The sequence below is a fragment of the Stenotrophomonas maltophilia group sp. msm1 genome (assembly GCF_032025805.1).
GTDB classification, from domain to species: Bacteria; Pseudomonadota; Gammaproteobacteria; order Xanthomonadales; family Xanthomonadaceae; genus Stenotrophomonas; species Stenotrophomonas hibiscicola.
Genome location: NZ_JAVSKH010000001.1, coordinates 947,949 through 961,505, shown reverse-complemented (window position 1 = coordinate 961,505; position 13,557 = coordinate 947,949). Strand labels below are relative to the sequence as shown.

Below are 13,557 nucleotides of genomic sequence, written 5' to 3'. Positions count from 1 at the left end.
TGGGTCCGGTTGCCACGCAACGGGCTCTGACCCCATCCGGATGAATTCTCATCTTGGAATGCATCCACGCGTGGCGTGGCTCTACTGGTAGGTGCCAGCCCTGGTTGGCGCGTTTTAGTCCCAGAACACGGTCAGTACGCGGTGGCCTTCCGAGGGCACGGGTGCGTCGATGTGTTGGCCGTACGGCCAGCCTTCGCCGACGCCGTCGCATTCCAGGCCCTGCAGCCATCCTTCCACGGTTGCGGCGTCGGCGCGGGTCAGCACGTGCACATTTTCCGCGGCAGGCCATTCGCTGTCGTCGTCCAGTGCGCTGCTCCAGTCCTGGTGCAGCCCCACGTAGACACCTTCCACTTCGGGCTTTTCGGCAATCGCGGCCAGGCGTGCGTACAGCTCGGCAATCGGCGGGCGGCCGTAGCCCCACTGGTTCGGTGCAATGCACTCTTCGAAATCGTTCCCTTCGAAGTACGCGGCCAGTGGCACAACCGGCAGGTGCTCCGGGTCGCGGATATCGAGGCGTTCAAGCAGATCCAGCAGTTCCTGGCGGGCAGACATCCAAAACTCCTTGCAGCGTGAAGCGCGATTGTATCGGCGCCGGTCAGTAGATCGGCGTCACCTTCATCTGCGGCAGCGGACGCGGTGCGCCGTCGGTCAGGTCAGGGCCCAGGTCCTCCCAGGTTCGGCCCTGCTCGACCATCTGCGCCCACAGCTGCTGCGAGCCGCGACGCTTGTCTTCCGAGCCCAGCTTGTACGACGGCGGTGTCGGTTCGCCGCGAGCGACCATCGAGTACGCCGCGCGATAGGCCAGTACCTGCTGCGCCGGGTCGTCGGTACGGGCCACTTCCAGCGTGTACCGTTGGTAGGCCGAGGCCAGGTTGCGCCAGCGGATCCAGTAGTGGTTCTCGAACGAGAACGAACAGAACCGCGCACCGGCCAGGCTGCCCTTGTCGGCGATGCGGGTCAGCACCTCCTGCGGCATGTCCAGGTTCATGCCACCTTCGTCGCCCTGCAGGCTCACATGCACGATGCGGTCGCGATAACCCGGCGCGCGCGCCTGCAGCAGGTCGCGCCAGTTCTGCATGGTCGCCACCACCGCGAACAGGAAACGCCCCAGCTCGGCTGCGGCCAGCGGCGTGGCAATGGACTGGTAATGCCGTTGCCAGCCGTGGCGGTTCTCGGTGGGCAGGAACACGGCATGCTCCAGTGCCTGCCGGCTACCGCTGCCCTGGCTCACGTCTTCGGCGTGCTGCGGGTAGACCAGGTTGATGGCGAAGGTCGGCCAGCGCGGCAATGCGGCGTCGAACAGATGGATCGGGAAGTTGCTGCTGATGCCACCATCGGAGAACCAGCAGATGCGGAAGGCGGTGATCACCGGACCGCAAGCCTGCCCGGCGCTGGTCAGCCCTTCCATGCTGTCGGCCACGTTGTGCTCGGGGTCGGCCGCCGGCGCGGTGGGTTCGCAGCGGCGCTCGCGGCGCGAGGGTTCGTGCAGTGGCACCGCGCTGATCAGCAACGGGAAGCTCAGGCTCATGCGTGTGGCCACCAGCACCGGCAGCTTCGGGCCCTGCGGCAGGTGGTAGTACTGCCGCCCCTCCACGTCCAGCGGCGGGCCAGCCTGATCCACCAGCCACTGCACCACGCTGGCCGGGAACAACTGCTCGAACTCTTCGCGCAGGAACCAGAACTGCGCGCCGCCCAGTGGCAGCGTACGCGGCTCGTTGTGCGAGACGCAGGTGGTGATCATCTGCAGGCTGATCGCGTGCGGGCTGTCCGGCTCGCCGGCATAGCGCGGTGCGTCGTGCAGGTCGGCGAAGGTCAGCGGTGCATCAAGTGGCTTGCCTGACAACTGCTGCAGGCACTCATGCAGCCACTCGGTCAACGCCGGTTTGCGTGCATCGCGGCCGAGGCCACTGCACAGGCCCAGCAGGTTGCGCCGTGCCACGCGGGCCACGCGCAGCGCGGCACCGGCCACACCGGCACCGTAGGCGCACAGCAGCGACGGCAGCAGCGTGGCGGCCACACCGCTCCAGCCGCCGCCCCACCCGCCCAGGCCCAGCAGCAGCGCCAGCGACACCAGCACTTCCAGCGGCGCGATCTCGAATACCGCCACTGCCAGGCACAGCAGCTTGTGTGGCAGGCCCGCATTGCCGGTCAGCACCACCAGCAGCTGATAGGCCGCACGCGCGCCCCGCGCCGGTTGGAACAGGCTGTAGATGAACCCGCGCCGCGACAGCTGCGCCGACACCGCCGACAGCCCCCCATAACCGGCATCACTGGGCAGGTGCTCGCCGGCCTGCTGGCGACGATCGCCGCATGCCGCCGCAGCCGCCACCGCCGCAGCAATGGCGCCGGCCGAGGTGCCGCCGATGCTCTTGAAGCGATACTCGCGCGCCAGCGCCAGTACCGCATTGGGGTACACGATGCCGCTGGTGATGCCGCCTTTCATGACCAGATCGCAGTACTTCGCCGCCACGAGCCACCTCCCGTCTGTCGATGCCCAGTATGGCAAGCGGCGCTCTCACGGCCTGAGAAACGGACCACAGCCCCGAGCTTTCATTGACCCTTGACCATTGCCCTCGACGCGTCCACCGTGGGCACGCCGAAGGTATCCCCGCCGCAGCGTTGATGGCGACAGGGATTTGAACGGGAATCCGGTGAAGGCGCCTGGCGCGCTCATTCCGGAGCTGCCCCGCAGCGGTGAATGGAAACGAATCCTGCCAACAGCACTGGGCTCGCGCCTGGGAAGCGGCAGGTAGTAGGTGGGCTGCGGCCCGTGTCCATCAGCCCGAATACCGGCCCCGGCCGGGGGACACGACCGTCCCCTGACTCGACCTGGACTCTCGGGGGGGAGGGTGCCGGGGCCGTCGCTGACCTGCGCGTGCGGGCAGTGCGGCCGCGTGCGTCCTTTTCACGGTATCCGGCCAGCCCTGTCCACCCACGCACAGATGCATGGGCCACCGCCGTTGCCGGCGGTCCATGCGGTACCTGACGATGACCGAGTTCCAACGCCCCACCCTGACCCTGCCTGCCAACGGCAAGCGCCTGCTGCTGCATTCATGCTGCGCGCCCTGCTCCGGCGAGGTAATGGAGGCGATCACCGCCTCCGGGATCGACTACGCGATCTTCTTCTACAACCCCAACATCCATCCGGTGAAGGAATACGAACTGCGCAAGCAGGAAAACATCCGCTTCGCCGAGCAGCATGGCATTCCCTTCATCGACTGCGACTACGACACCGACAACTGGTTCAGCCGTGCGCGTGGCATGGAGAACGAGCCCGAACGCGGCATCCGCTGCACGATGTGCTTCGACATGCGTTTCGAACGCACTGCGCTGTACGCGCACGAGCACGGCTACGACACCATCAGTTCGTCGCTGGGCATCTCGCGCTGGAAGAACATGGCGCAGATCAACGATTGCGGCATCCGCGCCGCCTCGCGCTACGAAGGCCTGCAGTACTGGGACTACAACTGGCGCAAGGGCGGCGGTGCCAGCCGCATGATCGAGATCAGCAAGCGCGAGCAGTTCTACCAGCAGGAGTACTGCGGCTGCGTGTATTCGCTGCGCGATGCCAACCGCCACCGTCGCGAGAACGGCCGCGAGCGGATCAAAATCGGCCTGCTGTACTACGGGCAGGACGCTGGGACGCCGCAGGGCGATTGACGTGTGAGCGAGGGGCGGCCACGCTGGTCGCCCCTTCTCTTGTAGTGGATCTGCCATGACCGCCCTGCCCGCCGACGTCGCCCTGCTGGTGATCGACCTGCAGCCGGACTTCATGCCGGGCGGCGCGCTGGCCTGCGACCAGGGTGATGCGCTGGTGGCACCGATTGCCGGACTACTGGCGCAGCGCCGCTACCGCACGGTGGTGGCCACCCAGGACTGGCACCCGGCCGATCACGCCTCGTTCGCCAGCCAGCACCCCGGCCAACGCCCGTTCGAGACCATCCTGCTGCACGCGCAGCCGCAGACCCTGTGGCCCGACCATTGCGTGCAGGGCAGCGATGGCGCCGCTCTGCACCCGGGCGTGGACTGGGCCATGGCCGACCTGATCCTGCGCAAGGGCACGCGCCAACAGGTGGATTCGTACAGCGCCTTCCGCGAGAACCACGGTCCCGATGGCGAGCGCCCGGCCACCGGCCTGGCCGGCTGGCTGCATGAGCGCCGCATCCGCGAAGTGCACGTGTGCGGCCTGGCCCGCGATTACTGCGTGCTGTGGAGCGCGCAGGACGCGGTGAAGTCCGGCTTCAAGGTGAAGTTCCTGTGGGAGCTGACCCGGCCGGTGACCGAGGCCAACGATACGATGGTACGCGAGGCGCTGGGCAAGGCGGGAATCGCGATCGTCTGAGGCGTGACCGCCGGGCATGGCCCGGCGCTACCGGGCACGTCGCTTATGCCGCTTGCGCGCTCCTGCCCACAACAACACAATCGATTCATCCAGCCCCCTAACTACGCCCCCCTACAGATCGCGGGACGGCCGAACCGGGGGCTTTTCATTGGATGAAATCAGGATTCGGTAGTGCCGGCCGCTGGCCGGCAACCTCGGGATCTCTGCAGTTGCCGGCCAGCGGCCGGCACTACCGGATAGCACCCGTGGTAGCGCCGGGCCATGCCCGGCGGACGCGGGATGGGCGATTACCGGAACACCACCGTGCGATGCCCATTGAGCAGGATGCGGTGTTCCACATGGCGGCGCACCGCACGCGCCAGCACCAGCGATTCGGTATCACTGCCCAGCCGCACCAGTTCGCGCGGCGCCATCGCATGGTCAACGCGGGCCACGTCCTGTTCGATGATCGGGCCTTCGTCCAGGTCCTCGGTGACGTAGTGCGCGGTGGCGCCGATGATCTTGACCCCGCGCGCGTGCGCCTGGTGGTACGGCTGCGCGCCCTTGAAGCTGGGCAGGAAGCTGTGGTGGATGTTGATCGCACGGCCGGCCAGCGCGCGGCACAGCGTGGGTGACAGGATCTGCATGTAGCGCGCCAGCACCACCAGGTCGATGCGCTCACGCTCGACCAGGTCGATGATCTGCTGCTCCTGCACCGCGCGCGTATCGGCGGTCACCGGCAGGTGGTGGAACGGCACCTGGTAGGAGGCGGCCAATGGCGCGAAGTCGGCGTGGTTGGACGCCACCGCCGCAATGTCGACCTTCAGCTGGCCGCTGTGGGCGCGGAACAGCAGGTCGTTGAGGCAATGCCCCTGTTTGCTGACCAGCACCAGCAGGCGTGCGCGGCGGCGGCCATCGTGCAGCTGCCAGTCCATGCCGAAGTCCTGGGCGAGCGTGGCCATCGCGGCGTGCACGGTCTCCAGCGGCAGGCCGGCATCGCGATCGAAATGCACGCGCAGGAAGAAGCGGCCGCTTTCCTCGTCGCCGAACTGCTGGGCGTCGAGGATGTTGCAGCCGTGGTCGAACAGCAGGCCGGACACGCGATAGACGATGCCGGTACGGTCGGGGCAGGACAGGGTAAGAATGGAATCGGGGCGCATCGCCACAGTGTAGGGCAGCGCCCTGCCCAGCGGCCGGATGATCACGGGTGCAACCGACCTGCTTGGTTCAGTACCAAGCGATACTTTGATCTTCCCGTGGCAAGCTGGTCGGTCATGAACCTGTTGCAACTGATCCGCAGCTTCACCCGCACCGCAGAGACCGGCAGCATTGCCGCCGCGGCCCGCATCCTTGGCATCAGCGCCACCGCGGTCGGCCAGAACATCAACCGGCTGGAGGCCCATCTGGGCGTACGGCTGCTGAACCGCAGCACGCGGCAGCTGGCCCTCAGCGAGGCCGGCGCGCTGTACCTGGCGCAGGTGCGCCACATCGAAGCCGACCTGGCGCGCGCGCAGGCGATGGTCACCGCCGGTGACATCGAACCGGCCGGGCCGCTGCGCATCGCCAGCAGCAGTGCGTTCGGCCGCCATGTGCTGGCGCCGTTGCTGCCTTCGCTGCAGCAGCGCTACCCGCAACTGCAGCTGGAGCTGCGCCTGACCGACCGCGCCGTGCAGCATGGCCCGGAAGCGGTGGATGCCAGCATCCGCATCGGGGCCCAGCTGGAGGACGGGGTGGTGGCGCGGCAGCTGGCGCGTGTTCCGTTCGTGTTCTGCGCCTCGCCGGCCTACCTGAAGGCACGCGGCACCCCGCAACAGCCATCCGAGCTGGGCGGTCATCGCGGGCTGCTGCACCGCTTCCCCACCGATGGCCGGCCATTGCGCTGGGGCCTGCTGAAGGACGGCCAGCGCGTGGACGCCGCGCTGCCACCGAGCATGGTCTGCGATGACATCGATGCGCTGGCGACGCTGGCGGCGGCCGGTGCCGGCATCACCCGGCTGGCCGCCTTCGTGGCCGAGCCGTACCTGCGCGATGGCCGCCTGCAGGCGGTGTTCGGCGCCGACACCGCGTGGCGCCCGGAACCGATGGAGGTCTACTTCTGCGTCAGCGACCGCCGCGATTTCACCGCCAAGATCCGCGCGCTGTTCGATCACCTTCAGGCCGGCATCGCGCCGGCTTGGCGGGTGTGAGCCTCAGCGCGTCTTGAACACGCCACGCGCCTCGCGCGGCTCGCAGCGCAGGTACTGCGGCGCCGGCTCCACGCTGTCGCGCAATGCGGCAGCAGCGTGCCACGGCCAGCGCGGGTCGTAGAGGATGCCGCGTGCCAGCGCTACCGCATCGGCGTGGCGATGGCGCAGGATCGATTCGGCCTGCTCCGGTTCGGTGATCATGCCCACCGCGATCACCGGCATGCGCACCTTGGCCTTGATCGCTGCTGCGAACGGCACCTGGTAGCCCGGGCCGACGGTGATCTTCTGGCGCTCGTCCAGGCCACCGCTGGAAACGTGCAGGAAGTTGCAGCCGCGCGCGTCCAGCACCTGGGCCAGCGCTTCGCTCTGCACCAGATCCCAGCCGCCATCGACCCAGTCGCTGGCGGAGATGCGCACGCCCACGGCGACCTTGTCCGATACCGCCGCACGCACGGCGTCGAATACTTCCACGAGCAGGCGCAGGCGGTTCGGCAATGAGCCACCGTAGCCATCGGTGCGGCGGTTGCTCAGCGGCGACAGGAACTGGTGCAGCAGGTAGCCGTGCGCGGCATGCAGCTCGATCAGCTCGAAGCCCAGGCGCTCGGCGCGCACCGCACTGGCGGCGAAGGCAGCAACGAGCTCGGCGATGCCGGCCTCGTCCAGTTCCTGCGGCGCCGGATCGGCAGCATGGAACGGCAGCGGCGACGGCGCCACGGTGATCCAGCCACGCGTGTCGTCGGCTGGCAGTTGACCACCGCCGTCCCAAGGGCGGTTCACCGACGCCTTGCGACCGGCATGGCCAAGCTGGATGCCCAGCGGCATCGGCGACCAGCGGCGGACGCTGGCCAATACCTGTGCCAACGCGGCCTCGGTGCCGTCATCCCAAAGGCCCAGGTCGGCCCAGCTGATGCGGCCACGCGGCTCGACTGCGGTGGCTTCCAGGATCAGCAGGCCGGCGCCGGATTGCGCCAGGTTGCCCAGGTGCATGGCGTGCCAGTCGCTGGCGCGGCCATCTTCGGCGGAGTACTGGCACATCGGCGCGATGACGATGCGGTTGGACAGGGTCAGGGGGCCGAACGAGATCGGCGAAAACAGCTGGCTCAAGACAGTGATGGGACGACGTAGGGGGGCATATTGCACCGCTGCGCGGCTCCCGGATCAACCATCTGGATGGATCGCTGTTTCGCGGCGGCGGGTGGCCTGTAGAGTCGACTGACAGTCGACTCTACCCAGCCGATGGTTCGATAACCGACGCCAGCGCCTCAGCACAATCGCGTTCATCCTTGAACTGCAGCAGGTCGTCGGCACGGGTGCGGCCACGGTTCAGTGCCGCCACCGGCAGTCCTGCTTTGGCCGCCGCCTGCACGAAGCGGAAGCCGGAATAGACCATCAGCGACGAGCCCACCACCAGCACGGCGTCGGCCTGCTGCAGGTGCTCGTGCACCGCCTCCACCCGCTCGCGCGGCACGTTCTCGCCGAAAAACACCACGTCCGGCTTCAACACCCCGCCGCAGTGCGGGCACCCGGGTACCACGAAGCTGGAGAAATCGGTCTCCAGGTCGGCGTCGCCGTCCGGGGCGATGCCGGCCTCCAGCGTGTCCCAGCCGGGGTTGGCGTCCAGCAGGCGCTGCTGGAACTCCCCGCGATCGCTGCGCCGCTCGCAGCACATGCAGCGCACCAGGTCCAGGCGGCCATGCAGGTCGATCACGTTACGGCTGCCGGCGCGCTGGTGCAGGCCGTCCACGTTCTGGGTCAGCAGCACCTGCAGCTTGCCACGGCTCTCCAGTGCGGCCAGGGCCTGGTGGGTACCGTTGGGCCGGGCCAGGCCGAAGCGCGGCCAGCCCAGCAGGCTGCGCGCCCAGTAGCGCTGGCGGGTAGCGGTCTCGCCCATGAAGGCCTGGTAGGTCACCGGCGGGGTGCGCTTCCACTGGCCGTCGGCATCCCGGTAATCGGGGATGCCCGATGCGGTGCTGCAACCGGCGCCGGTCAGCACGAACAGGCGCTGGGCGCGGTCGATGAAGTCGGTCAGCGGCGAGGTCATGGCTGCCAGATGGGGGCGCCGCAGCGCCCGTGCAAGCGCCGGCTCAGGTGGCGGGCAGCGGCGGCACCGCGATCGGGTGGCCTTCCTCGTCCAGCGCGATCATCACGAAGTGGCCGCGGGTACACAGCTTGCGCTCGCCGCTGTGCAGGTCCTCGGCGACCAGTTCCACCTCCACCTTCATCGAGCTGCGGCCGACTTCGACAATGCGGCCGATGGTTTCCACCATCTGGCCGATGCGGATCGGCAGTTTGAAGTCGACCTGGTCGCTGCGCGCGGTCACCACGGTGCGGCGCGAGTAGCGGGCAGCAGCCAGGAAGGCGGCCTTGTCCATCCACGCCAATGCCTGGCCGCCGAACAGGGTGCCCAGGTGGTTGGTGTGGTTGGGAAAGACGATTTCGGCCATGCGCACTTCGATGGGCGGCACGGTCTCGGGGATCGGGGTCATGGGGGTACTTCGGTGTGGGGTGCTGCGGATTCTAAGCGACCGGCGTGATGGCCATCGGAATGCACGTGCAACGGTCACCCGGCAGCGGTGCCTGCGCAGGCCGCGCCTGCAGCAGGCGTTACACTGCGCCACGCCCGCTGCCAGGACTGCCCATGCCCGCCACTTCCGACCTGCTGGCCTTTGCGCTGGTTTCGCTGGCCATGGTACTCACGCCCGGGCCGAACATGATCTACGTCATCTCGCGCTCGATCTGCCAAGGGCCGATGGCGGGCCTGATCTCGCTGGGCGGGGTGGCGCTGGGCTTCGTGTTCTACATGCTGTGCGCGGCATTGGGCATCACCGCCCTGCTGATGACCGTGCCGTTCGCCTATGACGCGCTGCGCATCGGCGGCGCGCTGTACCTGCTGTACCTGGCCTGGCAGGCGCTCAAGCCGGGTGGCCGTTCGCCGTTCGCGGTGCGCGACCTGCCGCAGGACAGCCCGCGCAAGCTGTTCACGATGGGCTTCCTGACCAACCTGCTGAACCCGAAAATCGCGGTGATGTACCTGTCGCTGCTGCCGCAGTTCCTGCATCCGGACAGCGAAGGCAGCGTGCTGATGCAGTCGATCGTGCTGGGCTCCACCCAGATCCTGGTCAGCGTCAGCGTGAACGGCCTGATCGCGCTGACCGCCGGCAGCATCGCCGGCTTTCTGGCCGCGCGCCCCACCTGGCAGAGGGTGCAGCGCTGGCTGATGGGCACGGTGCTGGCCGGGTTGGCGGTGCGCATGGCGATGGAAGGGCGGCGCTGATTGTAGAGTCGAGCCATGCTCGACTTTCTTGCGAACAGCAGTCGAGCATGGCTCGACTCTACAAAAGCAGGCGCGCAACAAAAAACCCCGGCATTGGCCGGGGTTTTTCGTTGCGACAGGCCGGGCCGGTTCGATCAGAAGTTCATGTCGAAGGCGACTTCGCCCTGCACGCCGACCTGGTAGGCCGAGACGCGGCGTTCGAAGAAGTTGGTCAGTTCCTGCACGTCCTGCAGTTCCATGAACGGCAGCGGGTTGCGCACGTTGTACTTCTTTTCCATGCCCAGTTTGGCGAAGTGCTGGTCGGCACAGTGCTGCAGGTACTGGCGCATGTCACGGGTGGAGATGCCGGCCACGCCGCCGGACAGCACGTCCTCGGCGAACTGCACTTCGCATTCAATGGCTTCGGCCAGCATGTCGTAGACCTGCTGCTTCATCTCTTCGTCGAACAGGTCCGGCTCTTCCTCGCGCACCACGCGCACCGACTCGAACGCGAACTCCATGTGCGCGCTTTCATCGCGGAACACCCAGTTGGTGCCCGAGGCCAGACCCGGCAGTAGGCCGCGCGACCGGAAGTAGTACACGTAGGCGAACGCAGCGAAGAAGAACAGGCCTTCGATGCAGGCGGCAAAGCAGATCTGGTTGAGCAGGAACTGGCGGCGCTGCTCGCGGGTCTCGATGCGGGTCAGGTCCTGGATCGAGTCGATCCACTTGAAGCAGAAATCGGCTTTCTTCTTGATCGAGTCGATGTTCTCCACCGCCGAGAACGCCTTGGCGCGCTCTTCCGGGTCCGGCAGGTAGTTGTCCAGCAGGGTCAGGTAGAACTGCACGTGCAGCGCTTCTTCATACAACTGGCGCGACAGGTACATGCGCGCTTCCGGCGCATTGAGGTGCTGGTACAGGTTCAGCACCAGGTTGTTGGACACGATCGAGTCGCCGGTGGCGAAGAACGCGACCAGGCGGTGGATCAGGTGGCGCTCACCCGGCGACATCTTGCTGTGCAGGTCGGTGATGTCGATCTGGAAATTGATCTCTTCCACCGTCCAGGTGTTCTTGATCGCGTTCCGGTACATGTCATAGAACTGCGGGTAGCGCATCGGGCGCAGGGTCAGTTCAAAACCGGGATCGAGCAGCATCTGCTTGGGCTTGTCGGCCATGGGTGTTTCCTTGTCTTCTCGGGTCAAAACGCCGGGCGTGGCCCGGCGCTACCTGGGTGTTTCCGTGCTGCGGCCGAGCGTGGCTCGGCTCTACAGGTGCGAGGTGCTCGAGTGCCGACCAACGGTCGGCACCCACCGCGCGGTGTGTTACTGGCAGGCCTCGCAGGCTTCCGGGTTTTCCAGCGAGCAGGCGATGGCTTCGTCCGGGCTGAACACCTTGGCCGGGGCCGCGCTGCTCACCGTGGTCTTGGCGATCTTGGTGGCCGGGCGCGAACGCAGGTAGTAGGTGGTCTTGATGCCCTGCTTCCAGGCGTACATGTACATGGAGGACATCGCGCCGATGTTCGGGCTTTCCATGAACAGGTTGAGCGAGGCCGACTGGTCGATGAAGGCGCCACGTTCGGCGGCCATGTCGATCAGCGAACGCATCGGCAGTTCCCACGCGGTGCGATAGACCTCGCGCAGCGTTTCCGGGATCTGTGGCAGACCCGCGATGGAGCCTTCGGCCAGCTTGATGGCATCGCGCATTTCCGGCGTCCACAGGCCCAGCTTCTTCAGCTCGTTCACCAGATAGCGGTTGACCTGCAGGAAGTCACCGGACAGGGTCTCGCGCTTGAACAGGTTGGACACCTGCGGCTCTACGCACTCGTAGCAGCCGGCGATCGAGGCGATGGTCGCGGTCGGCGCGATCGCGATCATCAGCGAATTGCGCAGGCCGTGTTCCTTGATGCGCTCACGCAGGGCATCCCAGCGCGCAGTGTCTTCCGGCACCACGTTCCAGGCATCGAACTGCAGTTCGCCACTGGCGGCACGGGTGTCGTTGAACGACGGGTGCTTGCCGCGTTCCTGGGCCAGCTCGCAGGAGGTTTCCAGCGCGTGGAAGTAGATCGCTTCGGCAATCTTCTTCGACAGGGCGCGGGCCTCGGCGCTGTCGAACGGCAGGCGCTTGCGGAAGAACACATCCTGCAGGCCCATGCAGCCCAGGCCGACCGGACGCCAGCGCAGGTTGGCGCGGCGGGCGGTTTCGATCGGGTAGAAGTTCAGGTCAATGACGCGGTCGAGCTGGCGCACGGCCAGGCGCACGGTCTCGGCCAGCTTCTCGAAGTCGAACTCGTTGTGCTCGTCGAAGTGGTTGCCCAGGTTGATCGAACCCAGGTTGCACACTGCGGTTTCATCGTTGGAGGTGACTTCCAGGATTTCCGTGCACAGGTTGGACAGGTGGATCACGTTGCCCGGACGCAGGGTCTGGTTGCTTGCGCGGTTGCACTTGTCCTTGAAGGTCATCCAGCCGTTGCCGGTCTCGGCCAGCGTACGCATCATGCGGGCGTACAGCTTGCGCGCTGGGATGGTGCGGTTGGCCTTGCCTTGGGCTTCGGCCTGCAGGTAGGCGGCCTCGAAGGCTTCGCCGAACAGGTCGGTGAACTCCGGCACCACGCGCGGATCGAACAGCGACCATTCCTGGTCGGCCTCGACGCGCTTCATGAACAGGTCCGGTACCCAGTTGGCCAGGTTCAGGTTGTGCGCACGGCGGGCTTCGTCACCGGTGTTGTCACGCAGTTCGAGGAAGTCCTCGATATCGGCGTGCCAGGTTTCCAGGTACACGCAGGCTGCGCCCTTGCGCTTGCCGCCCTGGTTCACCGCGGCCACGGACGAATCCATGGTCTTCAGCCACGGCACGATGCCGTTGGAGTGGCCGTTGGTCGACTTGATGAGCGAACCACGCGAACGCACGCGGGTGTAGCTGACGCCGATGCCGCCGGAGAACTTCGACAGCTGGGCGATGTCGCCGTACTTGGCGTAGATCGACTCCAGCGAGTCCTGCGGCGAATCCAGCAGGAAGCACGAGGACAGCTGTTCGTGGGTGGTGCCGGAATTGAACAGGGTCGGGCTGGACGGCAGGTAGTCCAGGTTGCCCATGCGCTTGTACAGCGCCAGGGTCTCGGACACGTCCTCGCTCAGCGCACTGGCGATGCGCAGGAAGAACTGCTGCGGGGTCTCGATCACCTTGCGGGTGTGCGGGTGGCGCAGCAGGTAACGGTCATACAGGGTACGCAGGCCGAAGTAATCGAAGTTCAGGTCCAGCGAGATGTCGATGGCGTCGTTGAGCTTGCGTGCGTTGGTCTGCACGAAGTTCAGCAGGCGGTCGTTGATCAGGCCGACTTCATGGCCACGGCTGACCGACTGCGAGAAGGCGTAGATTTCCTGGCCCGAGACTTCCTTGGCAATGTAGTTGGCCAGCAGGCGCGCAGCGAGGCGGCCGTACTCGGGCTCTTCACCGATCAGCAGGGCGGCGGTTCGGATGGACAGCTCGTCCAGCTCGCGGGTGGTGGCGCCGTTGTACAGGCCGGAAATGGTGCGGGTAGCCACGCGCATCGGATCGACGGCGTGCAGGCCTTCGGAGGAACGCTGCACCGCGCGCACGATCTTGTTCAGGTCCACCAGCTCGGTGGTCCCGTTGCGCTTGGTCACACTCATCGCGTTGGCCGTCGGCGGCGACGTCAACAGGAATTCGCTTTCCTTCTCGATGGTGGCGCTGGATTCGGTGCTCACGGCGTATGTCCTCTTGGCGTGATTTGGGGGTGCTCGATGCATCGGGGTGACGCAGCCCGGGACATGACGGCC

At 66.7% G+C, this 13,557-nt stretch carries 12 protein-coding genes and 1 riboswitch; of the genes, 4 read left to right on the top strand and 8 right to left on the bottom strand.

Going from position 1 to position 13,557, the window contains the following annotated elements; all coding sequences use genetic code 11:
- Positions 1–114: 114 nt before the first annotated feature.
- Positions 115–552, bottom strand: a complete 438-nt coding sequence (locus ROV95_RS04205; RefSeq protein WP_058979760.1) for a hypothetical protein — start codon at positions 550–552, stop codon at positions 115–117.
- A gap of 43 nt (positions 553–595) precedes the next feature.
- Positions 596–2,470, bottom strand: coding sequence for a patatin-like phospholipase family protein (locus tag ROV95_RS04200; RefSeq protein ID WP_312543188.1), 1,875 nt, complete (start codon positions 2,468–2,470; stop codon positions 596–598).
- Positions 2,471–2,597: 127 nt separating this feature from the next.
- Positions 2,598–2,813, top strand: a riboswitch (cobalamin riboswitch).
- 175 nt (positions 2,814–2,988) lie between these two features.
- Here ROV95_RS04200 and ROV95_RS04195 point away from each other — a divergent pair.
- Positions 2,989–3,660 (top strand): epoxyqueuosine reductase QueH, encoded by a 672-nt coding sequence (locus ROV95_RS04195; RefSeq protein ID WP_032953751.1) that lies wholly within the window; start codon positions 2,989–2,991, stop codon positions 3,658–3,660.
- Positions 3,661–3,715: 55 nt separating this feature from the next.
- Positions 3,716–4,342 carry a bifunctional nicotinamidase/pyrazinamidase gene (gene pncA / locus ROV95_RS04190; RefSeq protein WP_312543186.1) on the top strand — a complete coding sequence of 209 codons (627 nt, stop codon included), beginning with the start codon at positions 3,716–3,718 and terminating at the stop codon, positions 4,340–4,342.
- 287 nt (positions 4,343–4,629) lie between these two features.
- Here the strand turns inward: pncA and purU are convergent, their stop codons facing one another.
- Entirely contained in the window at positions 4,630–5,481 is an 852-nt protein-coding gene (gene purU / locus ROV95_RS04185) for a formyltetrahydrofolate deformylase (protein WP_026347242.1), read from the bottom strand.
- A gap of 114 nt (positions 5,482–5,595) precedes the next feature.
- Here purU and ROV95_RS04180 point away from each other — a divergent pair, with 114 nt between their 5' ends.
- Entirely contained in the window at positions 5,596–6,507 is a 912-nt protein-coding gene (locus tag ROV95_RS04180) for a LysR family transcriptional regulator (protein ID WP_021203759.1), read from the top strand.
- Positions 6,508–6,510: 3 nt separating this feature from the next.
- On the opposite strand, the gene ROV95_RS04175 is transcribed toward ROV95_RS04180, so the two are convergent.
- From ROV95_RS04175 to ROV95_RS04165, 3 genes are all read right to left on the bottom strand, one after another.
- The gene (locus ROV95_RS04175) at positions 6,511–7,611 is read right to left on the bottom strand and encodes an NADH:flavin oxidoreductase/NADH oxidase (RefSeq protein ID WP_111097700.1); all 1,101 of its coding nucleotides are present in this window, start codon (positions 7,609–7,611) and stop codon (positions 6,511–6,513) included.
- A gap of 121 nt (positions 7,612–7,732) precedes the next feature.
- The gene (locus tag ROV95_RS04170) at positions 7,733–8,548 is read right to left on the bottom strand and encodes an NAD-dependent protein deacetylase (RefSeq protein WP_111097701.1); all 816 of its coding nucleotides are present in this window, start codon (positions 8,546–8,548) and stop codon (positions 7,733–7,735) included.
- Positions 8,549–8,591: 43 nt separating this feature from the next.
- Positions 8,592–8,993 carry an acyl-CoA thioesterase gene (locus ROV95_RS04165; protein WP_100474952.1) on the bottom strand — a complete coding sequence of 134 codons (402 nt, stop codon included), beginning with the start codon at positions 8,991–8,993 and terminating at the stop codon, positions 8,592–8,594.
- Between the two features lie 152 nt (positions 8,994–9,145).
- On the opposite strand from ROV95_RS04165, the gene ROV95_RS04160 reads away from it, so the two are divergent.
- Positions 9,146–9,781: a LysE family translocator gene (locus ROV95_RS04160; protein ID WP_155028807.1), complete on the top strand. Its 636-nt coding sequence runs from the start codon at positions 9,146–9,148 to the stop codon at positions 9,779–9,781.
- 134 nt (positions 9,782–9,915) lie between these two features.
- Here the strand turns inward: ROV95_RS04160 and ROV95_RS04155 are convergent, their stop codons facing one another.
- Together ROV95_RS04155 and ROV95_RS04150 are read right to left on the bottom strand one after the other, a co-directional pair.
- On the bottom strand, positions 9,916–10,935 hold the full coding sequence (locus tag ROV95_RS04155; protein WP_019661865.1) for a ribonucleotide-diphosphate reductase subunit beta: 1,020 nt from the start codon (positions 10,933–10,935) through the stop codon (positions 9,916–9,918).
- Positions 10,936–11,082: 147 nt separating this feature from the next.
- On the bottom strand, positions 11,083–13,485 hold the full coding sequence (locus tag ROV95_RS04150) for a ribonucleoside-diphosphate reductase subunit alpha (RefSeq protein WP_019661866.1): 2,403 nt from the start codon (positions 13,483–13,485) through the stop codon (positions 11,083–11,085).
- Positions 13,486–13,557 lie beyond the last annotated feature (72 nt).